The sequence below is a fragment of the Kitasatospora fiedleri genome, from assembly GCF_948472415.1.
GTDB classification, from domain to species: domain Bacteria; phylum Actinomycetota; class Actinomycetes; order Streptomycetales; family Streptomycetaceae; genus Kitasatospora; species Kitasatospora fiedleri.
Map to the genome: position 1 here is coordinate 6904775 of NZ_OX419519.1, position 26895 is coordinate 6931669.

At 71.8% G+C, this 26895-nt stretch carries 18 protein-coding genes; 14 read left to right on the forward strand and 4 right to left on the reverse strand.

The window, feature by feature from the left end; all coding sequences use genetic code 11:
• Nucleotides 1–28 precede the first annotated feature (28 nt).
• Complete coding sequence (gene mshC, locus QMQ26_RS31230; RefSeq protein WP_282203568.1) at nt 29–1258, forward strand: cysteine--1-D-myo-inosityl 2-amino-2-deoxy-alpha-D-glucopyranoside ligase; 1230 nt, start codon at nt 29–31, stop codon at nt 1256–1258.
• Between the two features lie 138 nt (nt 1259–1396).
• Here the strand turns inward: mshC and QMQ26_RS31235 are convergent, their stop codons facing one another.
• Nucleotides 1397–2308, reverse strand: coding sequence for a PAC2 family protein (locus QMQ26_RS31235; protein ID WP_100839323.1), 912 nt, complete (start codon nt 2306–2308; stop codon nt 1397–1399).
• Nucleotides 2309–2591: 283 nt separating this feature from the next.
• Between QMQ26_RS31235 and adhP the strand changes: the two genes are divergently transcribed.
• From adhP to QMQ26_RS31270, 7 genes are all read left to right on the forward strand, one after another.
• Entirely contained in the window at nt 2592–3605 is a 1014-nt protein-coding gene (adhP, locus tag QMQ26_RS31240; RefSeq protein ID WP_282203569.1) for an alcohol dehydrogenase AdhP, read from the forward strand.
• 103 nt (nt 3606–3708) lie between these two features.
• The gene (locus QMQ26_RS31245) at nt 3709–4722 is read left to right on the forward strand and encodes a LacI family DNA-binding transcriptional regulator (RefSeq protein ID WP_100839321.1); all 1014 of its coding nucleotides are present in this window, start codon (nt 3709–3711) and stop codon (nt 4720–4722) included.
• Nucleotides 4723–4925: 203 nt separating this feature from the next.
• Entirely contained in the window at nt 4926–9224 is a 4299-nt protein-coding gene (locus QMQ26_RS31250) for a discoidin domain-containing protein (RefSeq protein ID WP_282203570.1), read from the forward strand.
• Nucleotides 9225–9549: 325 nt separating this feature from the next.
• Nucleotides 9550–10950, forward strand: a complete 1401-nt coding sequence (locus tag QMQ26_RS31255) for an extracellular solute-binding protein (protein WP_282203571.1) — start codon at nt 9550–9552, stop codon at nt 10948–10950.
• A 63-nt stretch (nt 10951–11013) separates the two neighbouring features.
• Nucleotides 11014–11880, forward strand: coding sequence for a carbohydrate ABC transporter permease (locus tag QMQ26_RS31260; protein WP_282203572.1), 867 nt, complete (start codon nt 11014–11016; stop codon nt 11878–11880).
• A gap of 9 nt (nt 11881–11889) precedes the next feature.
• Nucleotides 11890–12759, forward strand: a complete 870-nt coding sequence (locus tag QMQ26_RS31265) for a carbohydrate ABC transporter permease (RefSeq protein WP_282203573.1) — start codon at nt 11890–11892, stop codon at nt 12757–12759.
• Nucleotides 12760–12791: 32 nt separating this feature from the next.
• Nucleotides 12792–14375, forward strand: coding sequence for a glycoside hydrolase family 13 protein (locus QMQ26_RS31270; RefSeq protein WP_100839316.1), 1584 nt, complete (start codon nt 12792–12794; stop codon nt 14373–14375).
• A gap of 178 nt (nt 14376–14553) precedes the next feature.
• On the opposite strand, the gene QMQ26_RS31275 is transcribed toward QMQ26_RS31270, so the two are convergent.
• Entirely contained in the window at nt 14554–15690 is a 1137-nt protein-coding gene (locus tag QMQ26_RS31275; protein WP_318552092.1) for a glycoside hydrolase family 18 protein, read from the reverse strand.
• Nucleotides 15691–15811: 121 nt separating this feature from the next.
• On the opposite strand from QMQ26_RS31275, the gene metH reads away from it, so the two are divergent.
• The 3 genes from metH (at nt 15812) to QMQ26_RS31290 (ending at nt 22141) form a co-directional block, all read left to right on the forward strand.
• A complete protein-coding gene (gene metH / locus QMQ26_RS31280) occupies nt 15812–19315 on the forward strand; it encodes a methionine synthase (protein WP_282203574.1) in 3504 nt (1167 codons plus the stop codon).
• Between the two features lie 177 nt (nt 19316–19492).
• A complete protein-coding gene (locus tag QMQ26_RS31285; protein WP_282203575.1) occupies nt 19493–20209 on the forward strand; it encodes an HAD family hydrolase in 717 nt (238 codons plus the stop codon).
• Between the two features lie 339 nt (nt 20210–20548).
• Nucleotides 20549–22141, forward strand: coding sequence for an ABC transporter substrate-binding protein (locus tag QMQ26_RS31290; protein WP_100839312.1), 1593 nt, complete (start codon nt 20549–20551; stop codon nt 22139–22141).
• Nucleotides 22142–22213: 72 nt separating this feature from the next.
• Here the strand turns inward: QMQ26_RS31290 and QMQ26_RS31295 are convergent, their stop codons facing one another.
• Together QMQ26_RS31295 and QMQ26_RS31300 are read right to left on the reverse strand one after the other, a co-directional pair.
• The gene (locus QMQ26_RS31295; RefSeq protein WP_100839311.1) at nt 22214–22885 is read right to left on the reverse strand and encodes a response regulator; all 672 of its coding nucleotides are present in this window, start codon (nt 22883–22885) and stop codon (nt 22214–22216) included.
• Nucleotides 22886–23749: a RecB family exonuclease gene (locus QMQ26_RS31300; RefSeq protein ID WP_282203576.1), complete on the reverse strand. Its 864-nt coding sequence runs from the start codon at nt 23747–23749 to the stop codon at nt 22886–22888.
• Between the two features lie 172 nt (nt 23750–23921).
• Here QMQ26_RS31300 and QMQ26_RS31305 point away from each other — a divergent pair, with 172 nt between their 5' ends.
• The 3 genes from QMQ26_RS31305 to QMQ26_RS31315 all read left to right on the forward strand — a co-directional run bounded on the left by QMQ26_RS31305 (nt 23922) and on the right by QMQ26_RS31315 (nt 26876).
• Nucleotides 23922–25124, forward strand: a complete 1203-nt coding sequence (locus QMQ26_RS31305; protein WP_100839309.1) for a site-2 protease family protein — start codon at nt 23922–23924, stop codon at nt 25122–25124.
• A gap of 45 nt (nt 25125–25169) precedes the next feature.
• A complete protein-coding gene (locus QMQ26_RS31310; protein ID WP_282203577.1) occupies nt 25170–26138 on the forward strand; it encodes a tRNA (adenine-N1)-methyltransferase in 969 nt (322 codons plus the stop codon).
• A 165-nt stretch (nt 26139–26303) separates the two neighbouring features.
• Nucleotides 26304–26876: a hypothetical protein gene (locus QMQ26_RS31315; protein ID WP_282203578.1), complete on the forward strand. Its 573-nt coding sequence runs from the start codon at nt 26304–26306 to the stop codon at nt 26874–26876.
• The last annotated feature ends 19 nt before the right edge of the window (nt 26877–26895 follow it).

Sequence of the window (26895 nt, forward strand, 5' to 3'; positions counted from 1 at the left end):
AAATGATCGCGAGGTTAGAGTCGGTCCCATGCATGCCTGGCCCGCCTCCGAGGTTCCCGCCCTGCCCGGTCAGGGGCTTCCCCTGCGCATTTACGACACCGCCACGAGCAGTGTCCGAGAGGTCGTGCCCACCGGCCCGACCGCCCGGCTCTACGTCTGCGGCATCACCCCCTACGACGCGACCCACCTGGGCCACGCAGCCACCTACAACGCCTTCGACCTGGTCCAGCGGGTCTGGAAGGACGCCGGCCACGACGTCCTCTACGTCCAGAACGTCACCGACGTCGACGACCCGCTGCTGGAGCGGGCCGAGGCCACCGGCCAGGACTGGACCGAACTCGCCGAGCGCGAGACCGCGCTGTTCCGCGAGGACATGACCGCGCTGCGGATGCTCCCGCCCGCGCACTACGTCGGCGCCGTCGAGTCCATCCCGTGGATCGTCCCGCTGGTGCAGCGCCTGCTCGCCTCCGGCGCGGCCTACGAGGTCGACGGCGACGTCTACTTCTCGGTCGACTCCGACCCGCGCTTCGGCGAGGTCTCCGGCCTCAGCCGCGAGCAGATGCTCCCGGTCTTCGCCGAGCGCGGCGGGGACCCGGAGCGGCCCGGCAAGAAGAACCCGCTGGACGCCCTGCTCTGGCTCGCCGCCCGCCCGGGCGAACCCGCCTGGGACACCGAACTCGGCCGGGGCCGTCCCGGCTGGCACATCGAGTGCGTGGCCATCGCGCTGCAGTTCCTCGGCATGGACTTCGACGTCCAGGGCGGCGGCAGCGACCTCTCCTTCCCGCACCACGAGATGGGCGCCGCGCACGCCCAGGTCGCCCTCGCCGAGCACCCCTACGCCCGCGCGTACGTGCACGCCGGCATGGTCGGCCTGGACGGCCACAAGATGTCCAAGTCCCGCGGCAACCTGGTCTTCGTCTCGGCGCTGCGCCGCGAGGGCGTCGACCCGGCCGCGATCCGGCTGGCCCTGCTCGCCCACCACTACCGCAGCGACTGGGAGTGGACGGCGGCCGACCTGGACACCGCCCTCACCCGCCTCGCCACCTGGCGCGACGCGGTCTCCCGCCCGGACGGCCCCTCCGCGACCGCGCTGCTCGCCGAGGTCCGCGAAGCCCTGGCGAACGACCTGGACACCCCGGCCGCACTCGCCGCCGTCGACCGCTGGGCCGCCGCGGCCCGGGCCGAGGGCGGCGAGGACACCGGTGCCCCGGGTCTGACCTCCCGCACCGTCGACGCCCTGCTGGGCGTGGCCCTGTAGCACCCGCACCCCCGCGCCGCCCGACTCCCGCGCCCCCGCCAGGGGCGCGGGGAACCGCGCGGGCGACCAGGCACCCACAGCACGACCGGCCCCGGGAGAGCACCATCCTCCCGGGGCCGGTCCACGCTGCGGGCCCGCCTACTCCTCGTCCTCGTCCTTCGGCCGCTCCGTCGCGTGCCCCGTGATCGGCTTCTCGCCCGTCGGCCCCTGGTTGTCGCGCCGCCGCAGGTAGCGCTCGAACTCCCGGGCGATCGCGTCGCCGGATGCCTCCGGCAGCTCCGCGGTGTCCTGCGCCTCCTCCAACTGCTGGACGTACTCGGCGACTTCGGAGTCCTCCGCGGCGAGCTGGTCGACCCCCAGCTGCCAGGCCCGGGCGTCCTCGGCGAGCTCGCCCGGCGGGATGCGCAGGTCGAGCAGGTCCTCGACCTTGTTGAGCAGGGCGAGGGTGGCCTTGGGGTTGGGCGGCTGGGAGACGTAGTGCGGGACGGCGGCCCAGAAGGTGACGGCCGGGACGCCGGCGTGCGCGCAGGCCTCCTGGAGGACGCCGACGATGCCCGTGGGGCCCTCGTAGCGGCTCTCCTCCAGGTCGAGCGAGCGGGCCAGCGTGGCGTCCGAGGTGACGCCGGAGACCGGCACGGGCCGGGTGTGCGGGGCGTCGCCCAGCAGCGCGCCCAGGATGACGACCAGTTCGACGCCCAGCTCGTGGGCGAAGCCGAGCAGTTCGTTGCAGTACGAGCGCCAGCGCATGCTGGGCTCGATGCCGCGGACGAGCACCAGGTCCCGCGGCTTGGGCTCGGTCACCCGGACCACCGAGAGCCTGGTGGTGGGCCAGGTGATCCGGCGGACCCCGCCGTCGAGCCAGATGGTGGGGCGGTTGACCTGGAAGTCGTAGTAGTCCTCGGCGTCGAGCGCGGCGAACACCTTGCCGCCCCAGGTCTCGTCGAGGTGCCCGAGTGCGGCGGAGGCCGCGTCGCCGGCGTCGTTCCAGCCCTCGAAGGCGCAGATCATCACCGGGTCGATCAACTCGGGAAGGTCTTCCAGCTCGATCACCCGGCGTTTCCCTCCGTCAGTGGCGGGGGCTCTGCCGCCCCCGTGGTCCCTTACTGCCCAGCCTACGGGCATTGAATGCCGCCGTGGGCCGGGTGGCGGGTGCCAAGCGTAGTGGTGTCCGCCGACCGGCCCGGGCGGTGCCCGGGGCGGCGCGTCCGTTCGCGGTTCGAACGGGGAACCAGCAGGCTGGGACGGGGGAGTGCGACCCGCCGAAACCGTTCGGCACCGCTCGGAACCGCTCGGCACCACCGGGCGCCGTTCAGCACCGCGAGGAGAGAAGGACATGAAGGCAGCCGTCGTCCGGGACTTCACCGAGCCGCTGGAGATCGAGGAGCGCGAGGTGCCCGCCCCGGCACCGCACCAGGTGCTGGTGCGGATCGAGTGCTCCGGCCTGTGCCACACCGACATCCACGCCGCGCACGGCGACTGGCCGGTCAAGCCGTCCCCGCCGTTCGTGCCCGGTCACGAGGGCGTCGGCATCGTGGAGGCGGCCGGCGCGGACGTCCGGCACGTCGAGGTCGGCGAGCGGGTGGCGATCCCGTGGCTGGCCGACGCCTGCGGCCGGTGCGACTACTGCGTGAGCGGCTGGGAGACGCTCTGCCCCAGCCAGCACAACTCGGGCTACTCGGTGGACGGCGCCTACGCCCAGTACGCGCTGGCCCACGGCGACTACGTGGTCCCGGTGCCGGACGGGGTGGACCCGATGGACGCCGCGCCGCTGTCCTGCGCGGGCGTCACCACGTACAAGGCGGTCAAGCTCTCCGGCGCCCGCCCCGGCACCCGGGTGCTGGTCTCCGGGATCGGCGGCCTCGGGCACCTGGCGCTGCAGTACGCCCGGATCTTCGGCGCCGAGACGGTCGCCGTCGACATCACCGACGACAAGCTGAGGCTCGCGGAGCGGCTCGGCGCCGACCACGTCCTCGACGCCCGCACCCAGGACGTCGCGCACGAGGTGCAAAAGCTCGGCGGCGCGGACGCGGCGATCTCGCTGGCCGTCTCCAACGCCTCGTTCCGGGCCGCCTACGACTCGCTGCGCCGCGGCGGCACCCTGGTCCTGGTCGCCCTGCCCGCCGAGGGCGAGCTGACCCTGCCGGTGTTCGACACGGTGCTGAACGGGACGAAGGTGATCGGCTCGATCGTCGGCACCCGGCAGGACCTGGCGGAGGTGTTCCGGCTGCACCAGCTGGGCCGGACGCAGGTGATCCGGGAGACCCGGAAGCTGGAGGACGTCAACTCCTGCTTCGCGGAGGTCCTCGCGGGCAAGGTCTCGGCCCGGCTGGTGTTCGACCTGCGCTGACCCGGCGGCGGGCCGCGGCCCCGAGGAGGACGGAACCGATCGGTTCCGTCCTCTTCTGCAAATCCACGCAAGCCGCTTGCGTTTTCTGTCGTACACTCGGCCCATGACACGACGACTTGCCGAGGTGGCGAAGAAGGTCGGGGTCAGCGAGGCGACCGTCAGCCGGGTGCTGAACGAGAAGCCCGGTGTCTCCGAAGCGACCAGGGCGGCCGTTCTCACCGCCCTCGACGTGCTCGGTTACGAGCGGCCCACCCAGTTGCGCGGGGAGCGGGCCCGGCTGATCGGGCTGGTCCTGCCGGAGCTGGGCAACCCGATCTTCCCGGCGTTCGCCGAGGCGGTGGGCGGCGCGCTGGCCGGCCAGGGGTTCACGCCGGTGCTGTGCACCCAGACCGCGGGCGGGGTCTCCGAGGCCGACTACGTCGACCTGCTGCTGGAGCAGCACGTCTCCGGCGTGGTGTTCTTCGGCGGCCTCTACGCCCAGGGCGACGCCCCGCACGACCACTACCAGCGGCTGGCCGAACGCAGCCTGCCCACCGTGCTGCTGAACGCGGCGATCGACCACCTGGACTTCCCCCGGGTCTCCTGCGACGACGCGGTGGCGGTCGAGCAGGCCTTCGGCCACCTGCGCCAGTTGGGGCACACCAGGATCGGCCTGGTGCTCGGCCCGCTGGACCACATGCCCTCGCAGCGCAAGCTCGCCGCGGCCCGGGCCGTGGTGGCCAAGCTGGGCCTGGAGCTGCCGGAACAGCACGTCGAGCGGGCGCTGTTCAGCCTGGAGGGCGGCCAGGCGGCCACCACCCGGCTGCTGCGCCAGGGCGTCACCGGCGTGGTCTGCGCGAGCGACCCGCTGGCCCTGGGCGCGGTCCGCGCGGTGCGCCGGGCCGGGCTCGCGGTGCCGGACGACGTGTCGGTGGTCGGGTACGACGACTCCTCGTTCATGATGTGCACCGACCCGCCGCTGACCACCGTCCGGCAGCCGATCGAGGCGATGGGCCGGGCGGTGGTGGACCTGCTGGTCGGCGAGATCGCCGGGGTCCGGGTCACCCACGACGAGCTGCTGTTCGAGCCCGAGCTGGTGGTGCGCGGCTCGACCGCGCCGGCCCGCGAGCGGAGCTGATCAGCAGCAGGTAGCGGGCCCCTGACGGGGGGTCACGACGGAACCGCCGAGCGGGCGGGCACTTCGGTGCCCGTCCGCTTTTTCGTGTGCGCGGACTTGGACCGATCCGTTGACATGCTCGTAGCGCCGCTGTAACTCTTGGCTGCCATCACGCAAAAGATGGACAGAAGATTGTCATCTTCTCGACCTTATGAAGGGACGTCATGAGATCGAAGCGCATAACCGCGCGGCTGACGGCGTCGTCGGCCACGCTGGGAATGCTCCTGCTCGCCGGGCCCCTCCTCCCGGCGGCACAGGCGGCGGGAGGGCCGAACCTGGCCCTCGGCAAGGCCGTCACCGCCTCCAGCACCAACGGCACGTTCGGCGCCGGCAACGTCAACGACGGCAGCCAGGACAGCTACTGGGAGTCCAACGGCCTCGCCTCCGCGCAGTGGGTCCAGGTCGACCTCGGCTCGGCGGCCTCCATCGACACGGTGGTGCTCAAGGTCCCCGGCTCCTGGGGCGCCCGGACCGAGACGCTCAGCGTGCTCGGCTCCACCGACGGCAGCAACTTCTCCACCATCACCGCCTCGGCGAACTACACCTTCGACCCGGCCTCCGGCGACAAGGCGACGATCTCCTTCGGGGCCACCACCGCCCGGTACGTGCGGGTCAACATCACCGCCAACACCGGCTGGCAGTCCGCCCAGGTCTCCGAGCTCGAGGTCTACGGCGCCACCTCCGCCTCCGCGAACCTGCTGGCCGGCCGCACCTTCACCGCCAGCGGCTACTCGCAGACCTACGTGGCCGGCAACGTCGGCGACAGCAACCAGGCCACCTACTGGGAGAGCGCCAACAACGCCTTCCCACAGTGGGTCCAGGGCGACCTCGGCTCGGCCGTCCCGGTCAACAAGCTGGTGCTGAAGCTGCCGACCGGCTGGGAGAAGCGCACCGAGACGCTCAAGGTCCAGGGCTCCACCGACGGCAGCAACTTCACCGACCTGGTGGCCTCGGCCGGCTACGTGTTCGACCCGGCCGCCGGCAACGCGGTGACCGTCAACCTGTCGACCACCACCACCCGGTACCTGCGGCTGACCTTCACCGGCAACACCGCCTGGCCGGCCGGCCAGCTCTCCGAGTTCGAGGCGTACGGCCCGACCTCCGGCGACACCCAGGCCCCCAGCGCCCCGTCCAACCTGGCCTACACCTCGCCCGCCTCCGGCCAGATCAAGCTGACCTGGGGCGCGGCCAGTGACAACGTGGGCGTCACCGGCTACGACGTCTACGCCAACGGCGCGCTGCTCACCTCGGTGTCGGGCACCACCCTGACCTACACCGACAGCCGCCCGGACAGCGCCACGGTGTCGTACTACGTGAAGGCGAAGGACGCGGCGGGCAACCAGTCCGCGGCCTCCAACACCGTCACCCGCACCGGCCAGGGCGGCGACACCCAGGCCCCCAGCGCCCCGTCCAACCTGGCGTACACCTCGCCGGCCTCCGGCCAGGTCAAGCTGACCTGGGGCGCGGCCGGCGACAACGTGGGCGTCACCGGCTACGACGTGTACGCCAACGGCGCGCTGCGCGGCAGCGTCAGCGGCACCACCCTGACGTACACCGACAGCCAGCCGGACACCGCGACCGTCTCGTACTACGTGAAGGCGAAGGACGCGGCGGGCAACCAGTCCGCGGCCTCCAACACCGTGGTGCGCACCGGCACCGGCACCGGGACGGGCACCAACCTGGCGGCGGGCAAGCCGATCACGGCCTCCTCGTCCACCTTCACCTTCGTGGCGACCAACGCCAACGACAACGACACCTCCACCTACTGGGAGAGCGCGGCGGGCAGCTACCCGAGCACCCTCGCGGTGAAGCTGGGCGCGAACGCGACCACCAGCGCGGTGGTGGTCAAGCTCAACCCGGGCTCGGCGTGGGGCGCCCGCACCCAGACCATCGAGGTGGACGGCCGCGAGCAGAGCGCGAGCGGCTTCAGCACCCTCGTCCCGGCGCAGAGCTACAGCTTCGACCCGGCGAGCGGCAACACCGTCACCATCCCGGTGAGCGCGACCGTCGCCGACGTGCAGCTGAAGTTCACCACCAACTCCGGCTCCAGCGGCGCCCAGGCCGCCGAGTTCCAGGTGATCGGCGTCCCGGCCCCCAACCCGGACCTGACCGTCACCTCGGTGAGCAGCAACCCGGCCACCCCCGTGGAGACCGACACCCCGACCCTGTCGGCGGTGGTGAAGAACACCGGCACCAACGCCTCCGGCGCCACCTCGGTGAACTTCTACCTCGGCGCCACCAAGGTCGGCTCGGCCAACGTCGGCGCCCTCGCGGCCGGCGCCTCCGCCACCGTCTCCGCGCAGATCCCGGCGCAGAACGCGGGCAGCTACCAGCTGACCGCGAAGGTCGACGAGGACAACAAGGTCATCGAGCAGGACGAGACCAACAACTCGTTCACCGCCGCGAGCGCCCTGACGGTCAACCAGGTCGCCTCCTCCGACCTGGTCGCCGCCCCCTCGACCTGGTCGCCCTCCAACCCGGCGAACGGCAGCGCGGTGAACTTCACCGTCGCGGTCAAGAACCAGGGCACGGTGGCCAGCGCCGCCGGCAGCCACGGCATCACGGTGACCGTCTCGGACGCCACCACCGGCACCGTGCTGAAGACCCTGACCGGCGCGTACAGCGGCACGCTCGCCCCCGGCGCCACCAGCAGCCCGGTCTCGCTGGGCAGTTGGACCGCCGCCAACGGCCGCTACACCGTCAAGACGGTGATCGCCAACGACGGCAACGAACTGCCGGTCAAGCAGGCCAACAACACCTCCACCCAGTCCCTGTACGTCGGCCGCGGCGCCAACCTGCCGTTCGACAACTACGAGGCCGAGGACGGCGTGCTGGCCGGCGGTGCCCAGGTGGTCGGCCCCAACCGCACCATCGGCGACGTGGCGGGCGAGGCGTCCGGCCGCAAGGCCGTCACGCTGAACACCACCGGCTCCTCGGTGGAGTTCACCACCAAGGCCGCGACCAACACCCTGGTCACCCGGTTCTCCATCCCGGACGCGGCCGGCGGTGACGGCACCAACGCCACCCTGAACGTCTACGTCGACGGCACCTTCCTCAAGGCGATCGACCTGACCTCCAAGTACGCCTGGCTGTACGGCTCCGAGACCGCCCCGGGCAACGGCCCGAGCGCCGGCAGCCCGCGGCACATCTACGACGAGGCCAACGTCCTGCTGGGCACCACCGTCCCGGCCGGTCACAAGATCAAGCTGCAGAAGGACTCGGCGAACACCTCGCAGTACGCGATCGACTTCGTCAGCCTGGAGCAGGCCACCCAGGTCGCCAACCCGGACCCGGCCAAGTACGTGGTCCCGACCGGCTTCGCGCAGGGCGACGTGCAGGCGGCCCTGGACAAGGTCCGGATGGACACCACCGGCACCCTGGTCGGCGTCTACCTCCCGGCCGGCGACTACCAGACCGCGAACAAGTTCCAGGTCTACGGCAAGCCGGTGAAGGTCGTCGGCGCGGGCCCGTGGTTCACCCGGTTCTACGCCCCGACCAGCCAGTCCAACACCGACGTCGGCTTCCGGGCCGAGGCCACCGCCAACGGCTCGACCTTCAGCGGGTTCGCCTACTTCGGCAACTACACCTCGCGGATCGACGGCCCCGGCAAGGTGTTCGACTTCTCCAACGTCGCGAACATCACGATCGACAACATCTGGACCGAGCACATGGTCTGCATGTACTGGGGTGCCAACACGGACTTCATGACGATCACCAACTCGCGAATCCGGGACACCTTCGCCGACGGCATCAACATGACCAACGGCTCGACCGACAACCTGGTCTCCAACAACGAGGCCCGGGCCACCGGTGACGACTCCTTCGCGCTGTTCTCCGCGATCGACGCGGGCGGCGCGGACGAGAAGAACAACGTGTTCCAGAACCTGACCTCGATCCTGACCTGGCGCGCGGCGGGCATCGCGGTGTACGGCGGCTACGCCAACACCTTCCGCAACATCTACATCGCGGACACCCTCTGCTACTCGGGCGTGACGATCTCCTCGCTGGACTTCGGCTACGCCATGAACGGCTTCGGGACGGACCCGACCAACCTGCAGAACATCTCGATCGTGCGGGCCGGCGGCCACTTCTGGGGCTCGCAGGTCTTCCCGGCGATCTGGGTGTTCTCCGCCTCCAAGGTGTTCCAGGGCATCCGGGTGAGCGACGTGGACATCGTCGACCCCACCTACAGCGGCATCATGTTCCAGACCAACTACGTGGGCGGTCAGCCGCAGAACCCGATCAAGGACACCGTCTTCACCAACGTCTCGATCACCGGGGCGCAGAAGAGCGGCGACGCCTTCGACGCCAAGTCCGGCTACGGCCTGTGGGCCAACGAGATGCCGGAGGCGGGCCAGGGCCCGGCGGTCGGTGACGTCACCTTCAACCACCTGACCCTGAGCAACAACTACAAGGACATCCAGAACACCACCTCGACGCTGCACATCACCGTCAACCCGTAGGACCCCCCTGCCCCGGGACGGGGCGCACGCGGCCCCTGACAGCCGCCGTGCCCCGTCCCGGCGTGCTCGCAGCCCGGCTGCGCACCGGCGGCCCGTGACGCCCCCCTGTGGGGCCGTTGCGGGCCGCTGACGCGTTCCTGGAGTCGCTATGTCACGGTCCGCGCAAGCGAAAGTCACGTTTTTGCGAAATACCGTCGACATCTTGTGGCAACCTGGCGGCGACTGCTTAAGTAGTCGGCACATCCCCACCGCAAACCAACGGGCTTCCATGGCGCCTGCCGTCTGCTGCGCGCTGCCCTCCTGTGCTCGAAAGGGACCACCCCCCATGAACCGTGACCGGCTCCTCCGCAGATCCGTCGCCCTGGTCGCCGCGGCCGGCCTGGCGCTCACCGCCGCGGCCTGCTCGTCCAGCTCGGGCTCCTCGGACGGCGGCAGCAAGGGAGGCAGCGCGGACGCCGCGGCGCCGCTCGACCCGAACACCAAGGTCACCATCTCGATCGACTGCGAGCCCCCGGTCACCAAGGCCGCCGAGCGCAAGCAGTGGGAAGACGACGTCAAGGCGTTCAACCAGCAGTACCCGAACGTCACCATCAACTCGAAGGACGCCACGCCCTGCGAGGAGCCGCCGGCCTTCACCGCCCAGCTCAAGGGCAAGACCCAGACCGACGTCTACTACAGCTACTTCACCGACCTGAACCAGATCCTGGACGCCGACGGCGCCGAGGACATCAGCGCCTACGTCAACGACAAGAGCATCCCGGCGCTCAAGGACATCGACCCCTCGGTGATGGCCACCCTCAAGTCGGACGGCAAGCTGTACGGCCTGCCCACCTCGAACTACAAGATGGGCCTGCTCTACAACCGCAAGCTCTTCACCCAGGCCGGCCTGGACCCGGACAAGCCGCCGACGACCTGGGAAGAGGTCCGCGCGGCCGCCAAGAAGATCGCCGCGCTCGGCAACGGCGTCAACGGCTACGGCGACTACAGCGCCACCAACCAGGGCGGCTGGCACTTCACCGCCGAGCTCTACGGCCTCGGCGGCTCGATGACCACCGAGGACGGCAAGAAGGCCGCCTTCAACACCCCCGAGGGCAAGCAGGTCCTGCAGAACCTGTACGACATGCGCTGGACCGACAACTCGATGGGCGCCACCCAGGGCCTCAAGTGGCCGGACCTGATGACCCAGATGTCCTCCGACAAGCTCGGCATGTACATCGGCGCCCCGGACGACATCACGTACATGGTCCAGACCCTCAAGGGCAAGTACGAGGACTACGGCATGGGCCCGATGGTCGGCGGCAAGGGCGCCCTGCTCGGCGGCAACGACTACATCTTCAAGAAGGGGTCCACCCCGGACCAGATCAAGGCCGGCGTCGCCTGGATCAACTTCAAGTACCTGACCATCGGCAAGGGCCAGTTCCAGTACTCCCGGAACAAGGCCGACGGCCTGCCGGTCGGCCTGCCGCAGCCCGCCTTCTTCACCGGCGCCAGCCTGGAGGCCGACAACAAGGCCAAGGCCGCCGACGCCACCGTCCCGGTCGCCAACTACGCGCCGTTCATCAACACCGCGGTCCCCGGCAAGACCGAGCCCGCCAACGCCCAGCAGATCTACAAGGTCCTGGACAACGCCGTCTCCGGTGTCCTGACCGACAAGAACGCCAGCGTCGACAAGCTCCTCTCCGACGCCGAGACCCAGGTCAACCAGGTCCTGGCGAGCCTCCAGTAACACCCCGACCGGGGCCGGCCGCACAGGCCGGCCCCGGCCCCGATTCCCCCCTCGGAGACACCCATGCGGCAAACACTGCGCCGAAACATCACCGCGCACGGTTTCCTGTTCGGCGCGCTGCTCTGCTTCGCCCTCTTCTCGTGGTACCCGATGATCCGCGAGATCGTGATGAGCTTCCAGCGCACCAAGCGCGGCCACACCCGCTGGGTCGGCCTGGACAACCTGCACCTGCTGACCCAGGACCCGGCGTTCTGGCAGGCCTGGCGCAACACCCTGCTGTTCACCGTGCTCGCCCTCGTGCTGGGTTTCGCGGTCCCCTTCGCGGTCGCCATCGTCCTGAACGAACTACGGCACGCCAAGGGCTACCTGCGAGTGCTGGTGTACCTGCCGGTGATGATGCCGCCGGTGGCCTCCGTGCTGCTGTTCAAGTACTTCTACGACCCCGGCTACGGCCTCTTCAACAGCATCCTGCACTTCCTGCACCTGCCGACCTCGGCCTGGCTCAACTCCGCCGACACCGCGATGATCTCGGTGGTCATCGCGGCGACCTGGATGAACATGGGCGGCGCCACCCTGATCTACCTGGCAGCGCTGCAGACCATCCCCGGCGAGCTGTACGAGGCCGCCGAACTCGACGGCGCCGGCCTCTTCCGCCGGATCTGGCACGTCACCATCCCGCAGACCAGGCTGATCCTCTCGCTGCTCCTGCTGCTCCAGATCGTCGCCACCATGCAGGTGTTCGTCGAGCCCTACCTGCTCACCGGCGGCAACGGCCCGCAGGGCTCCACCACCACCGTGGTCAACCTGATCTACCAGTACGCGTTCAACTTCAACAACTACGGCGCCGCCTCGGCGCTCGGCCTGGTCCTGCTGCTCGTCCTCGCCGCCTTCTCCGCGGTGTACGTGCGGCTGTCCCGGGACAACGACTAGGAGGCCGCCGTGCGCACCCTGATATCCGACACCCAGCTCAACCGCCGCGGCGGGAAGATCGCCTACTGGACCGTCCTGACCGTCGTCGTGGTCGGCTTCACCCTGGTCTTCCTCGGCCCGCTCTACTGGCTGGTCACCGGCGGCCTCAAGACCACCCAGGAAGTCATCCAGAACCCGCCGACGCTCTTCCCCACGTCCCTCCACTTCGACACGTACGGTGAAGCGTGGTCGAAGATGAGGATGGGCCGGCTGCTGTTCAACACGCTCTACTACGCGTTCGGCGCGCTCGCCTTCCAGCTGGTCTTCGACGTCGCCGCCGCCTACGCGCTCTCCAAGCTCCGCCCGGTGCTCGGCAACGTCATCCTCGGCATGATGCTGGCCACCCTGATGATCCCCTCCGCGGTGCTCATCGTCCCGCAGTACCTGACCGTGCTCGACCTGCCGCTGCTGCACGTCAACCTGGTCAACACCCCCTGGGCGATCTGGCTGCCCACCGTCGCCAACGCCTTCAACATCTTCCTGCTGAAGCGCTTCTTCGACTCCATCCCGAACGAGCTGCTGGCCGCCGCCTCGGTCGACGGCGCGGGCCCGATCCGCACCCTGTGGTCGATCGTCCTGCCGATGTCCCGGCCGATCCTCGGCGTGGTCTCCATCTTCGCCGTGGTCAACGTCTGGAAGGACTTCCTCTGGCCGCTGCTGGTGCAGACCGACCCGAAGAACCAGACCCTCAACATCGGCATCACCTCGCTCTCCACCGGCGTCCCGCAGAACGTGATCATCGCCGCGCTGGCCATCGCCTCCGCGCCGACCGTCGTGTTCTTCCTGATCTTCCAGCGCAACATCATGTCCGGCCTCACCGCCGGCTCCGTCAAGGGCTGACGCTCCGTCACCTCCCGAAAGGACAACCCGCCGTGGCACATCAGCCCGCGACCCCCGAGTGGTGGCGCGACGCCGCGATCTACCAGGTCTACCCCCGCTCCTTCGCCGACGGCAACGGCGACGGCGTCGGCGACCTCGCCGGGGTCCGCGCCCGCCTGCCCTACCTGGCCGAACTGGGCGTCGGCGCGATCTGGTTCAACCCCTGGTACCCCTCGCCGATGGCCGACGGCGGCTACGACGTCGCCGACTACCGCGGCGTCGAACCGGTCTTCGGCACCCTGGAGGAGGCCGAACTGCTCATCGACGAGGCCCAGCAGCTCGGCCTGCGCACCATCGTCGACATCGTCCCCAACCACGTCTCCGACCAGCACCCCTGGTTCCGGGCCGCCCTCGCCGCCGCCCCCGGCAGCCCCGAGCGCGACCTGTTCCACTTCCGCGAGGGCCGCGGCGCCGACGGCGAACTCCCGCCCAACGACTGGAAGTCCGAGTTCGGCGGCTGCCCCTGGACCCGGCTCCCCGACGGCCAGTGGTACCTGCACCTGTTCGCCGCCGCCCAGCCCGACCTCAACTGGGACCACCCCGCCGTCCGCGAGGAGCACCTGGAGATCCTCCGGTTCTGGTTCGATCGCGGCGCCGCCGGCGTCCGGATCGACTCGGCCGGCCTGCTCACCAAGGACCCCGACCTCGCCGACGTCGAACCCGGCCGCCCGCACCCCTACGTCGACCGCGACGACCTGCACGACATCTACCGCAGCTGGCGCGCCGTCGCCGACTCCTACAGCCCGCCACGCGTCCTGATCGGCGAGATCTGGGTCCCCGACGCCGAGCGTTTCGCCCGCTACCTGCGCCCGGACGAGATGCACACCGCGTTCAACTTCGACTTCCTGGCCCGCCCCTGGGACGCCGCCGCGCTGCGCGAGTCCATCGACACCACCCTCGCCGCGCACGCCCCCGTCGGCGCCCCCGCGACCTGGGTGCTGGCCAACCACGACATCACCCGCACCGTCACCCGCTACGGCCGCGAGGACACCCGCTTCCAGTTCGCCACCAAGTCCTTCGGCATCCCCACCGACCTCGACCTCGGCCGCCGCCGCGCCCGCGCCGCCGCCCTGCTCAGCATGGCGCTGCCCGGCGCGCTCTACCTCTACCAGGGCGAGGAACTCGGCCTGCCCGAGGTCGAGGACCTCCCGCTGGACACCCTCCAGGACCCGATGCACTTCCGCTCCGGCGGCACCGACCCCGGCCGCGACGGCTGCCGCGTCCCGATCCCCTGGAGCGGCACCCACCCGCCCTACGGCTTCACCCGCGACGGCAAGGACCCCTGGCTCCCGCAGCCCCTCGACTGGGCCCCGCTCACCGTCGAGGCCCAGCACGGCGACCCGTCCTCCATGCTCACCCTCTACCGCGAGGGCATCCGGCTGCGCCGCGAACTGCGCGGCGAGTTCGCCTGGGCCGAGGACGCCCCCGAAGGCGTCCTCTCCTTCCGCCGCGGCGACGTCCGCTGCCTGGTCAACCTCTCCCCCTCGCCGCTCCCGCTCGACGGCGAGATCCTGCTGGCCTCCGGCGAACTGACCGACGGCCACCTCCCCACCGACACGGCGGCCTGGCTCCGGTAGGGGAAACCGAAGCACAACCAGGGGCGCGGGGAACTGCGCGGCCGAGCGAGCACGCACAGCCGGATCGCGACGCAGGGCGAGAACGTGCCCTGCCCCGCGACCTCGCCGACGCGCGACTCCCGCCGCGCGCAGTTCCCCGCGCCCCTGCTTTCGCGCCCGCTCTCCCGCGCTCGCGCAGCTAGTTGCACCAGCCGTCCCGGTACGCCTCCCAGTGGTCCGGCGTGGCCGCGAAATCGACGTACAGGGCGAGGCCGAAGTTCCGCCGGCCGTTCGGGCCGAGGGCCAGTCGTGCGCCGCGGACCGCCGCGCGGACGGTCTCCGCGGCGCCGCGGTGGGTGGGCGTGTCGGCCCAGTAGGCCGGCAGGCCCATGAGCAGGTCGACGCCCGGCGGGGTGTGGGCCAGGGCCAGCGCGGTCTGCCGGGCGACGTAGCCGCCGTACAGCGACTCGACCGGCATCGAGGTGTCGTACGACATCACCGCGACCTGGTCGACCCTCCCGGCCGCCGCCGCGAAGTACGCCGCGGACCAGTACTTGCCGTGCCCGCTGAGCGCGAAGGCGACCCGCCCCAGCCCCGGGACGGGATCGATCTGCGGGGCCGCGACGGACAGCGGCACCGACCGGGCGGCGGTGAGCGCGTGCACCTGGTCGAGCAGGGCGAGGAACCCGGCCGAGCCCGAGTGCACGGGCTCCAGGTCGAAGTGGACGCCGTCGAAGCCCAGGTCGAGGACCTGCCGCGCGGCGGCGGTGATCCGGTCCCGGACGTCGGGGCGGTCCAGGTGCAGCCCCTCCTTCTCGGGCGCCACCACGTCGCCCAGCCAGGACTGGACCCGCACCCCCGGCATCGCCGCGTGCGCCCGGGCCAGGAAGTCCGCCGCGCCGGGCGCCAGCGCCGGGTCGAGCGAGCCGTCGTGCGCCAGCGGCCCGGTGTGCACGTACAGGTCGTGGATGCCGGTGCTGCGCACCTTCGCGGCCAGCGCGATCAGCTCCTCGGGCGTGCGCCGCCCGTCGACCCAGGCGTGGCCGAGCCAGATCGCGTCCCGGCCGCGGGTGCGGGCGTCCGCGGCGGGGTCGCCGGCGTACTCCCAGCGCAGCGCGGCGGCCCCGCCGAGCACCGGCAGTAGGAGCAGGGCGAGGACGGTGCCGAGCGCGGTGAGGACGCGGCGCGGCCGGCTCCACCGGGTGCGCCCGCGCCAGCGGCGGCGCGCCCGGGCCGGCAGTGTCCGCCATCCGGACGCACCCGGCGCGCGCGCGGCGCGCTTCCACCGGCTCTGTTCCCCGAAGCGGGCATGATCGTGCTCCCTTCCGGTGGACAAGGACGCCCAGAATTCGAAACGGGTTCCGTCCGGCCGGGGTGGGACCGATACCCTGGCGGGGTGCGTCCCCGGTCCAGCGGGAGCGCATAGCCGACAGCCGTCGCACTCAGGGAGCAGCCACATGGCCACCGTTGTACCCACGTCCGCCCAGCAGGACCGCGCCGACGCCCTGCGCGAGGCACTCGCCACCCGGGTGGTGGTGGCCGACGGTGCGATGGGCACCATGCTCCAGGCGCAGGAGCCGACGATGGAGGACTTCCAGCAGCTGGAGGGCTGCAACGAGGTCCTGAACGTCACCCGTCCCGACATCGTGCGCTCGGTGCACGAGGCGTACTTCGCGGTCGGCGTGGACTGCGTGGAGACCAACACCTTCGGCGCCAACCACTGGGCGCTGAGCGAGTACGACATCCCCGAGCGGATCTTCGAGCTGTCCGAGGCCGGCGCCCGGATCGCCCGGGAGGTGGCCGACGCCTTCACCGCGGAGGACGGCCGCACCCGCTGGGTGCTCGGTTCGATGGGCCCGGGCACCAAGCTGCCGACCCTCGGCCACACCACCTTCGAGGTGGTCCGCGAGGGCTTCCGGCAGAACGCGGCGGGCCTGATCGCGGGCGGCGTGGACGCGCTGCTGATCGAGACCAGCCAGGACCTGCTGCAGACCAAGGCGTCGGTGCTGGGCTGCCAGGCCGCCCTGGCGGAGGCCGGGGTGAGCCTGCCGATCCTCGCCCAGGTCACCGTCGAGACCACCGGCACCATGCTGCTGGGCTCGGAGATCGGCGCGGCGCTGACCGCGCTGGAGCCGCTGGGCATCGACTTCATCGGGATGAACTGCGCCACCGGCCCGGCCGAGATGAGCGAGCACCTGCGCTACCTGGCGAAGAACGCCAAGGTCGGCCTCTCCTGCATGCCGAACGCCGGCCTGCCGGTGCTCACCAAGGACGGCGCGCACTACCCGCTCAGCCCCGAGGAGCTGGCCGACGCGCACGAGGGCTTCGTCCGCGACTACGGCCTGGCCCTGGTCGGCGGCTGCTGCGGCACCACCCCCGAGCACCTGCGCCGGGTGGTCGAGCGGGTCCAGGGCCTGCCGATCACCGCCCGCGACCCGCGCCCCGAGGCGGCCGCCGCCTCGCTCTACCAGGCGGTGCCGTTCCGGCAGGACACCTCCTACCTGGCGATCGGCGAGCGCACCAACGCCAACGGCTCGAAGAAGTTCCGCGAGGCGATGCTCGCCGCGGACTGGCAGACCTGCGTGGAGATCGCCCGCGAGCAGATCCGCGAGGGCGCCCACCTGCTCGACCTGTGCGTGGACTACGTCGGCCGCGACGGCGTCGCCGACATGCGCGAGATCGCCGGCCGGCTGGCCACCGCCTCCACCCTGCCGATCGTGCTGGACTCCACCGAGCCGCCGGTGCTCAAGGCCGGCCTGGAGATGCTCGGCGGCCGGGCCGTCCTCAACTCGGTCAACTACGAGGACGGCGACGGCCCCGACACCCGGTTCGGGAGGATCGCCGCGCTGGCCCGCGAGCACGGCGCCGGCCTGATCGCGCTGACCATCGACGAGCAGGGCCAGGCCCGCACCGCCGAGACCAAGGTCGCCATCGCCGAGCGGCTGATCGAGCAGCTGGGCCGCGAGTACGGCATCGACGAGTCCTCGATCCTGGTCGACTGCCTGGCCTTCACCCTGGCCACCGGCCAGGAGGAGTCCCGGCGCGACGGCATCGAGACCATCGAGGCGATCCGCGAGCTCAAGCGCCGCCACCCGGACGTGCAGACCACCCTGGGCCTGTCGAACATCTCCTTCGGCCTCAACCCGGCCGCCCGCCAGGTGGTCAACTCGGTCTTCCTGCACGAGTGCGTGGAGGCCGGCCTGGACTCGGCGATCGTGCACGCCGCCAAGATCCTGCCGATGAACCGCATCCCGGAGGACCGCCGGCAGACCGCCCTCGACCTGGTCTACGACCGCCGCAGCGAGGGCTACGACCCGCTGCAGAAGCTGCTCCAGCTGTTCGAGGGCGTCTCCGCCGCCTCCAGCGCCGCGTCCAAGGCCGAGGAGCTGGCCGCCCTCCCGCTGGAGGAGCGCCTCCAGCGCCGGATCATCGACGGCGAGCGCAACGGCCTGGAGGCCGACCTGGACGCCGCGCTGGCCGAGCGCCCGGCGCTGGAGATCATCAACGACACGCTGCTGTCCGGCATGAAGGTGGTCGGCGAGCTGTTCGGCTCCGGCGAGATGCAGCTGCCGTTCGTGCTCCAGTCCGCCGAGGTGATGAAGGCCGCCGTCGCGCACCTCGAACCGCACATGGAGAAGTCCGACAGCGAGGGCAAGGGCACCATCGTGCTGGCCACCGTCAAGGGCGACGTGCACGACATCGGCAAGAACCTGGTCGACATCATCCTGTCCAACAACGGCTACAACGTGGTCAACCTGGGCATCAAGCAGCCGGTGTCGGCGATCGTCGAGGCCGCCCAGGAGCACCGGGCCGACGTGATCGGCATGTCCGGCCTGCTGGTCAAGTCCACGGTGATCATGAAGGAGAACCTGGAGGAGCTCAACCAGCGCGCGCTGGCCGCCGACTTCCCGGTGATCCTCGGCGGCGCCGCCCTCACCCGCGCCTACGTCGAGCAGGACCTGCACGAGATCTACGACGGCGAGGTCCGCTACGCCCGGGACGCCTTCGAGGGCCTGCGGCTGATGGACGCCCTGATCGGCATCAAGCGCGGCGTGCCCGGCGCGACCCTGCCCGAGCTGCGCAAGCGCCGGCACGCCCGGGTCGAGGTGGAGGAGCCGGAGGAGGCCAACCTCGGCCAGATCCGCTCCGACGTGGCCGTCGACAACCCGATCCCCGTCCCGCCGTTCTGGGGCGACCGGATCATCAAGGGCATCCCGTTCCAGGACTACGCCTCCTGGCTGGACGAGGACGCCCTGTTCAAGGGGCAGTGGGGCCTCAAGGGCGGCCGCAGCGGAGGCCCGTCCTACGAGGAGCTGGTGGAGACCGAGGGCCGCCCGCGGCTGCGCGGCTGGCTGGACCGGCTGCAGACCGAGGGCTGGCTGGAGCCCGCCGTGGTCTACGGCTACTTCCCGGCCAACTCCAAGGGCGACGACCTGATCCTGTACCGCGAGGACGGCTCCGAGCTGACCAGGTTCACCTTCCCCCGCCAGCGCCGCGGCCGCCGGCTCTGCCTGGCCGACTTCTTCCGCCCCGAGGAGTCCGGCGAGCGCGACGTGGTCGGCCTCCAGGTGGTCACCATGGGCAACCGGATCTCCGAGGCCGCCAACGAGCTGTTCGCCGACAACTCCTACCGCGACTACCTCGAACTGCACGGCCTGTCCGTCCAGTTGGCGGAGGCGCTGGCCGAGTTCTGGCACGCCCGGGTCCGCTACGAGCTGGGCTTCGGCGACGAGGACCCGCAGGACGTGCGCGACATGTTCGCGCTCAAGTACCGCGGCGCCCGCTTCTCGCTCGGCTACGGGGCCTGCCCCGAGCTGGAGGACCGGGCCAAGATCGCCGAGCTGCTGCGCCCCGAGCGGGTCGGCGTGATCCTCTCCGAGGAGTACCAGCTGCACCCCGAGCAGTCCACCGACGCCATCGTGCTCCACCACCCCGAGGCCAAGTACTTCAACGCGCGCTAGACCTTCCACCGGAGATCATCCGTTCGCCCCGCCGCCGCCCGGTGCAATCCGACCGGGCGGGCGTATTCTTGATGATCCTGAACGGGCCGGTCCGCAGACCAGCGGGCCGGCCCGCGCCATCCCCGGACGCGCCGCAACCGCACCGCGCCGGGCCACCCACCAGGAAGGACGGCGCGCATGACGACGGTCTCGACCCCGGTCCGCATCGGCGGAGACGGCGAGGACAGCGGCCTGCACGCCGTCCTGCTCGACATGGACGGCACCCTGGTCGACACCGAGGACTCCTGGTGGCAGGCCGAGGTCGGCCTGTTCGCCGAACTCGGCCACCGCCTCACCGCCGAGGACCGCACCCACGTGGTCGGCGGGCCGATGACCCGGGTGATCGACTACCTGATCACCCGCACCGGCGTCACCCTCAGCCCCGCCGAACTGACCGTCCTGATCAACCAGCGCTTCGTCGACCTGCTGGCCGGCGGCGTCCCGCTGATGCCCGGCGCCGAGCGGCTGCTCAACACCCTGGCCGCGCACGGCGTCCCGGCCGCCCTGGTGTCCGCCTCGCACCGGCACATCATCGACATCGTGCTGCGCAGCCTGGGCGCCCGGCACTTCGCCTTCACCGTGGCCGGCGACGAGGTCGCCCGCACCAAGCCGCACCCCGACCCCTACCTGGCCGCCGCCGCCCGGCTCGGCGCCGACCCGGCCCGCTGCGTGGTCATCGAGGACACCCCCACCGGCGTCGCCGCCGCCGAGGCGGCCGGCTGCCCGGTCATCGCGATCCCCTCGATCGCCCCGATCGAGCCCGCCCCCGGCCGCCTGGTGCTGCCCTCGCTGGAGCACGTCGACCTCGCCCTGCTGCGCACCCTGGCCGGCACCCGGGTGCGGGGCGGGGTGTGAGGTTCGTCTCCCTCACCCCCTTTGTCGGTTTCGTTCCGCGTTCGGTGGTACGCGGACCGTATCCGGCCGCGCGGGCGAAAACGGGCATTGGCTGACAACTCGTCGGCTGAGCGGACAAGGCCCTGCGAACCGCGCGCCCGCCCCCGCCGCACGCCCGGTGACCCTCCGGGACCGATGTGGCACGCTAAGGCCGCACCAGTCCCCGCGCCGCCCCACCCGAAACCGGGTACCGGGCGCGCACGCGGGCCGTACCAGACCCGCCACCGCCGCCACACCCAGGCGCCGGACGGCGGGCCACCGGCGACAGCCGGCCGCACGCAGTGAGGAAGACCACCCCGCATGACGACGCCCAACCGCCTGGCCGTGCTCAGCTGCGCCGCCCTCGTCGCCACCACGGCGGCGGGCTGCGCCTCCGTCGAGAAGGTCGCCGGCGGCGGTGGCAACGAGACGATCACCATGGGTACCACCAGCGTGACCAGCGTGCTGGACCCGGCCGGCGCGTACGACGCGGGCTCCTGGCTGATCCTCAACAACACCTTCCAGTCGCTGCTGAGCTTCCCCTCCGGCGCGACCGAGCCGCAGCCCGACGCCGCCGAGTCCTGCCAGTTCACCAGCGCCGACGCGCTCACCTACACCTGCAAGCTGCGCAGCGGCCTGAAGTTCTCCAACGGGCACCCGCTGACCGCCCAGGACGTCAAGTTCTCGATCGACCGGGTCAAGAAGATCGACGACCCGTCCGGCCCCGCCTCGCTGCTGTCCACCATCGCCTCGGTGGAGACCTCCGGCGACCGCGACATCACCTTCCACCTGGACAGCCCCGACGCGGTGCTCCCGGCCAAGCTGGCCTCGGCGGCCGGCTCGATCGTCGACCACCAGGTCTTCCCGGCCGACAAGCTGCTCGGCAACGGCTCCCTGGTCGGCTCCGGGCCGTACAAGATCGACTCGGTCGAGATGAACGGCAAGGCCCCCAGCAAGGTCCTGCTCAGCGCCAACTCCGGCTACCAGGGCACCGCCAAGCTGCAGAACGGCAAGTTCGCGGTGCGCTACTTCGACAAGCCCGAGGAGCTGAAGTCCGCCCTCGACAGCGGCGCGGTCGACCTCACCGACAACAGCCTCGACCCCAGCGCGGCCGCCCAGATCAAGAGCGACGACCTGGCCGGCACCGGCAAGCTCCGGGTCGCCGAGGGCGCCTCCGGCGAGACCCGCTACCTGGTCTTCAACACCAAGGACGAGACCGGCGGCAACCAGGCCGTCCGGCAGGCCGCCGCCCAGCTGGTCGACCGCAAGGCGATCTCGCACGACGTCTACGCGGGCACCGTGCAGCCGCTCTACTCGATCGTCCCGGCGGGCGTGGCCGGCCACACCACCGCGTTCTTCGACAAGTACGGCGAGCCCGACCCGGCCAAGGCCAAGCGCATCCTCACCAACGCGCACGTCGCCACCCCGGTCAAGCTCACCCTGACCTGGTCCCGGGCCCGGGCCGGCGCCGCCGAGCTGGAGTCCGTCAAGCAGCAGCTGGAGAACGGCGGCCTGTTCCAGGTCACCGTCCAGCAGGAGCCCGACTGGACGGCCTTCCAGGCCGGCTGGAAGAACGGCGGCTACCAGGCGTACACCGTCGGCTGGACCCCCGACTACTCCGACGCCGACGACTACATCAGCCCGCTGGTGGTCGGCGGCGGCGCCTTCCACAACGGCTGGGACAACCCGCAGATCAGCGGCAAGCTGGTGCCGGACTCGATCAAGCTCACCGACCGCTCCGGCGGCGGCGCCTACGACCAGATCCAGAAGATCCTGGCCGACGCCGTCCCGATGGTCCCGCTGTTCCAGAACAAGTCCTTCTACGTGTACCAGCCCGCCATCACCGGCGTGGACTCCACCGTGGACAGCAGCGGCGTGTTCCGGTTCTGGGAGATCGGCCGCACCGCGAAGTAACGATCCGCCCACACGCCGAACGGCCCGCCGCCCCCTCGGGGACGGCGGGCCGTTCGGCGCTCCCGCCCGCGGCTACAGCGAGCCCGGGCGCACCAGGCCGCTCTCGTACGCGTACACCGCCGCCTGCACCCGGTCGCGCAGCTGGAGCTTGGTCAGCACGTGCCCCACGTGCGTCTTCACCGTGGTCTCCGAGACGAACAGCTCGGCGGCGATCTCCGCGTTCGACAGCCCGCGCGCCACCAGCCGCAGCACCTCCACCTCGCGCTCGGTCAGCACCGTCAGCGCCTGCGGCGGCGCCTCGTCGCCCGAGGGCAGCTTGGTGGCGTACATGTCCAGCAGCCGGCGGGTCACCGACGGGGCCAGCATCGCCGCGCCGTCCGCCACCACCCGGATCGCCTGCACCAGCTCCTCGGCCGGCACGTCCTTGAGCAGGAAGCCGCTGGCCCCCGCCCGCAGCGCCTCCACCACGTACTCGTCCAGGTCGAAGGTGGTCAGCACCAGCACCTTCGCCGGGCCGTCCCGGTCCGGGCCGGCGATCCGCCGGGTCGCCTCCACGCCGTCCATCCGCGGCATCCGGATGTCCATCAGCACCACGTCCGGCTGCAGGGCGCGGACCTGGTCCAGCGCCTGCTGCCCGTCGCCCGCCTCGCCGACCACCACCAGGTCGGACTCCGCCTCCAGGATCATCCGGAAACCGGTACGCAGCAGCGGCTGGTCGTCCACCAGCAGCACACGGATCGTCACCTACGACTCCTTGCCAGGAATGGTCACAGTTGCCGGCAGCGGGTACGGCGGGGGAGTGCCGCCGAACTCCGGGCAGGACGCCTTGTGGTCGCACCAGTCGCACAGCCGGTTGCGCGTCGCCGGGAAGTCGCCGGTGGCCACCGCCGCCGAGATCGCCTCCCAGAGCGCCTCCAGCTTGCGCTCCACCGCGAGCAGGTCGGCCTCGTCCGGGTCGTACGTCACCACGTCCCCGCCGCCGCCCAGGTACACCAGCTGCAGGCGCTTGGGGACCACGCCCCGCCACCGCCACACCACCAGCGCGTAGAACTTCATCTGGAACATCGCCCGGCCCTCGAAGTCCCGCGAGGGCGCCCGGCCGGTCTTGTAGTCCACCAGCCGCACCTCGCCGGAGGGCGCGACGTCCACCCGGTCGATGTACCCGCGCAGCAGCAGGCCGGAGGCCAGCGCGGTCTCCACGTACAGCTCCCGCTCCACCGGGTGCAGCCGGGTCGGGTCCTCCAGCCGGAACCAGCGGCGCACCAGCTTCTCGGCGTCCGCCAGCCAGCCGGCCAACTCCTCCGGCGCGTCCGGGAACAGTTCCGCCAGCTCCGGCCGTTCCCCCAGCAACCGCTCCCACTGCGGGCCCAGCAGCCCGAGCGCCCGCTCCGGCGTGCGCTCGGCCGGCGGGTGGTCGAACAGCCGCTCCAGCACCGCGTGCACCAGCGTCCCCCGGGTGGCGGCGGCGCTCGGCGGCTCCGGCAGCCGGTCGATCACCCGCAGCCGGTACAGCAGCGGGCAGGTCATGAAGTCACCCGCCCGGGACGGCGACAGCCCGGTCGGCCGGGCGGCCGGACGCGGGGCGGGCGAGGGGTCGGTCTGCTGCATGCCACGACCCTATTGCACCGAACCGACAGCACGGGCGGACGGGCGGCGGAGCACGGGTCGGAGCACGGGTCGGCGGGCCGGATCGGGGAAAGGGGACAGTGGGGGCACCGCCGTTACCGCCGGGAGATCACGTAGCGTACGAGGCACCAGCGGACGGCGAGAGAGGAGCACGGTGAACGACACCGAGGGGCGGGCACCGGAGAGGTCGAGGCCGAAGCCCGACGACCAGCCGCGCGGCGGCATCCTGATGGGCCGTCCGTTCGGCGTGCCCGTCTACGTCACCCCGTCCTGGTTCCTGGTCGCCGCGCTGATCACCTGGATCTTCGGCAGCCGACTCGCCGACGTCCTGCCCGACCTCGGCGCCGCCCGCTACCTGCTCGCCTTCTCCTTCGCCGTCGCCTTCTACGGCTCCGTCCTGGTCCACGAACTCGCCCACACCCTGGTCGGCCTGCGCTACAAGCTCGGGGTGCGCCGCATCCAGCTCCAGTTCCTCGGCGGCGTCTCCGAGATCGAGAAGGAGGCCGACCGCCCCTGGCGCGAGTTCTGGCTCGCCTTCGTCGGCCCGCTGCTCTCGCTCGCCCTCGGCGGCGCCTTCTGGCTCGGCCTGCGCGCCGTCGAACCCGCCACCGTCCCCGGCGTGCTGCTCGCCGGGCTGATGGTCTCCAACCTGGTGGTCGCCGCCTTCAACCTGCTCCCCGGCCTCCCGCTGGACGGCGGCCGGATGCTGCGCGCCGTGGTCTGGGCCCTCACCGGCAAGCCGATGAAGGGCACCCTGGCGGCGGTCTGGGTCGGCCGCGCGCTGGCCGTCGCCGTCGTCCTCGGCCTGCCGATCTTCAGCTCCTCCCAGGACGTCGAGCGCTCCGCCACCGAGGCCATGGTCGACGGCGTGCTCGCCGCGATCCTCGGCTTCATCATCTGGCAGGGCGCCGGGAACTCGCTGCGCAACGCCCGCCTCAAGGAGGTGCTGCCCCGGCTCAGGCTCCGCGAGCTGGCCCGCCGCAGCATCGACGTCCCCGCCGACACCCCCCTCGGCGAGGCCATGCGCCGGGCCCGCGAGGCGCACGCCGGGGCGATCGTGGTGGTCGACGGCCGCGGCGAGCCGATCGCCGTGGTCAAGGAGTCCGCGGTCAGCGCCGTCCCCGAGCACCGCCGCCCCTGGGTCGCCGTCACCGCCGTCTCCCGCGACCTCGAACCCGGCCTCACCGTCCCCGTCGACCTGGCCGGCGAGCAGATCCTCGACGTGCTGCGCCGCGCCCCCGCCACCGAGTACCTGGTGGTCCGGCCGGACGGCTCGGTCTACGGCGTGCTCTCGCTCAGCGACCTCGAACGCAGGCTCACCGCCGCGCTGCTCGGCCGGGCCGCCGGAGCGGACTGATCATGTGGTCGGGGGCAGCCCCCCGGCTCCCGTAGGATGGCCCCCATGTCCGAACCGACCGGTGCCGCCCGCCGACGCGGGCCCTTCCAGGTCGGGGACCAGGTCCAGCTGACCGACCCCAAGGGCCGCCACTACACGTTCACGCTCCAGGCCGGGAACCAGTTCCACACCCACAAGGGTGCGTTCCCGCACGACGAGCTGATCGGCGCTCCCGAGGGCACGGTCGTCCGCACGACGGGCAACGTCCCGTACCTCGCGCTGCGCCCCCTGCTCCCCGACTACGTCCTGTCCATGCCGCGCGGCGCCGCCGTGATCTACCCGAAGGACGCGGGGCAGATCCTGGCCATGGCCGACATCTTCGCCGGCGCCAGGGTGGTCGAGGCGGGCGTCGGCTCCGGCGCCCTCTCCACCTACCTGCTGCGCGCCGTCGGCGACACCGGCATGCTCGCCTCCTACGAGCGCCGGCAGGACTTCGCCGACATCGCCAAGGGCAACGTCGAGCGCTACTTCGGCGGCCCGCACCCGGCCTGGAAGCTCACCGTCGGCGACCTCCAGGACAACCTGGTCGAGGCCGACGTCGACCGGGTCATCCTCGACATGCTCGCCCCCTGGGAGTGCCTGGACGTCGCCTCCAAGGCGCTCGTCCCCGGCGGCCTGATCTGCTGCTACGTGGCCACCACCACGCAGATGTCGCGCACCGTCGAGGCGCTGCGCGAGCACGGCACCTTCACCGAGCCGCAGGCATGGGAGACCATGGTCCGCACCTGGCACCTGGAGGGCCTCGCCGTCCGCCCGGACCACCGGATGATCGGCCACACCGGCTTCCTGCTCACCGCCCGCCGCCTCGCCGACGGCGTCGAGCCCCCGCTGCGCCGCCGCCGCCCCGCGAAGGGCTCCTACGGCGAGGACTACGAGACCGGCCCGGAGAGCGAGCTGACGCTCGCCGAGCGCGCGGCCGTCCGCAAGGCCCAGCGCGAGGCCGCCTCGCACGACGCGCGGGAACTCCCGCAGTAGCGGCAACCGCACCGACAGCCAGGTCGCGCGGGAACGGCAGGTCACTGCCGCCCCGCGGCCTGGCTGTCGGCGTTCCCCGGCCCGCGCGGACGCCCCCGCGCCCCGGCGGGGCGGCCGCCCGCGCCGGTGTGCGAGGATGCGCGGACCGGAAAGGGGAGTCTCGTGGTGACGGAGCGTCGGATACCCGGGCACGCGCGCTCGGGGTTGAAGCACTGGGTGCTGGTCGCGGCGGGGTGCGCGGCCGTGGTGGGCGGGGCGCTGGGGGCGACCTCGGCGACCGGGGCCGTGACGGCCGGTCAGCCGGCCGCGGAACCGGCGGCCGACGCGACGGCGGGGACGCCGGCCCCGCCGGAGACGGACCTGTCGAAGGTGCACTTCCCCCTCGACTGCGGGCCCTTCCCGGTCGCGGTGAGCCTGAGGACGGCCGCGGCGGTGGGCGGCGCCCCGGTGACCGTCGCCGCCGCGCACTGCCAGGCCGACATGGGCACTCCGCCGGACGGGGTGTTCCTGGTCGGGGCGGACGGCCCGCCCGCCGTGCTGCTGCCGGACACCGAGGGCCTGACCGTCACCGAGCTGGCGATCCGCAGCGACGGCTCGATCCGCGGCCGGGCCCGCGGCTACTCCTCGCCGGACGTGCCGCGCTTCGCGCCCGACCTGGAGGTCGAGCTGTCCTGGAAGCGGGCCGGCGGCGGGGCGTGGACGAAGACCGAGACCGCCACGCCGGTCCGCGGCAGCTGAGGGCCGGTCAGCCCGGCCG

What these genes read in the sequence shown, in the direction of transcription:
- QMQ26_RS31300 (WP_282203576.1), bottom strand. Translation starts at nt 23,749, where the DNA reads ATGCAGCAGACCGACCCCTCGCCCGCCCCGCGTCCGGCCGCCCGGCCG.
- QMQ26_RS31260 (WP_282203572.1), top strand. Translation starts at nt 11,014, where the DNA reads ATGCGGCAAACACTGCGCCGAAACATCACCGCGCACGGTTTCCTGTTC.
- adhP (WP_282203569.1), top strand. Translation starts at nt 2,592, where the DNA reads ATGAAGGCAGCCGTCGTCCGGGACTTCACCGAGCCGCTGGAGATCGAG.
- QMQ26_RS31250 (WP_282203570.1), top strand. Translation starts at nt 4,926, where the DNA reads ATGAGATCGAAGCGCATAACCGCGCGGCTGACGGCGTCGTCGGCCACG.
- QMQ26_RS31290 (WP_100839312.1), top strand. Translation starts at nt 20,549, where the DNA reads ATGACGACGCCCAACCGCCTGGCCGTGCTCAGCTGCGCCGCCCTCGTC.
- mshC (WP_282203568.1), top strand. Translation starts at nt 29, where the DNA reads ATGCATGCCTGGCCCGCCTCCGAGGTTCCCGCCCTGCCCGGTCAGGGG.
- metH (WP_282203574.1), top strand. Translation starts at nt 15,812, where the DNA reads ATGGCCACCGTTGTACCCACGTCCGCCCAGCAGGACCGCGCCGACGCC.
- QMQ26_RS31245 (WP_100839321.1), top strand. Translation starts at nt 3,709, where the DNA reads ATGACACGACGACTTGCCGAGGTGGCGAAGAAGGTCGGGGTCAGCGAG.
- QMQ26_RS31255 (WP_282203571.1), top strand. Translation starts at nt 9,550, where the DNA reads ATGAACCGTGACCGGCTCCTCCGCAGATCCGTCGCCCTGGTCGCCGCG.
- QMQ26_RS31310 (WP_282203577.1), top strand. Translation starts at nt 25,170, where the DNA reads ATGTCCGAACCGACCGGTGCCGCCCGCCGACGCGGGCCCTTCCAGGTC.
- QMQ26_RS31285 (WP_282203575.1), top strand. Translation starts at nt 19,493, where the DNA reads ATGACGACGGTCTCGACCCCGGTCCGCATCGGCGGAGACGGCGAGGAC.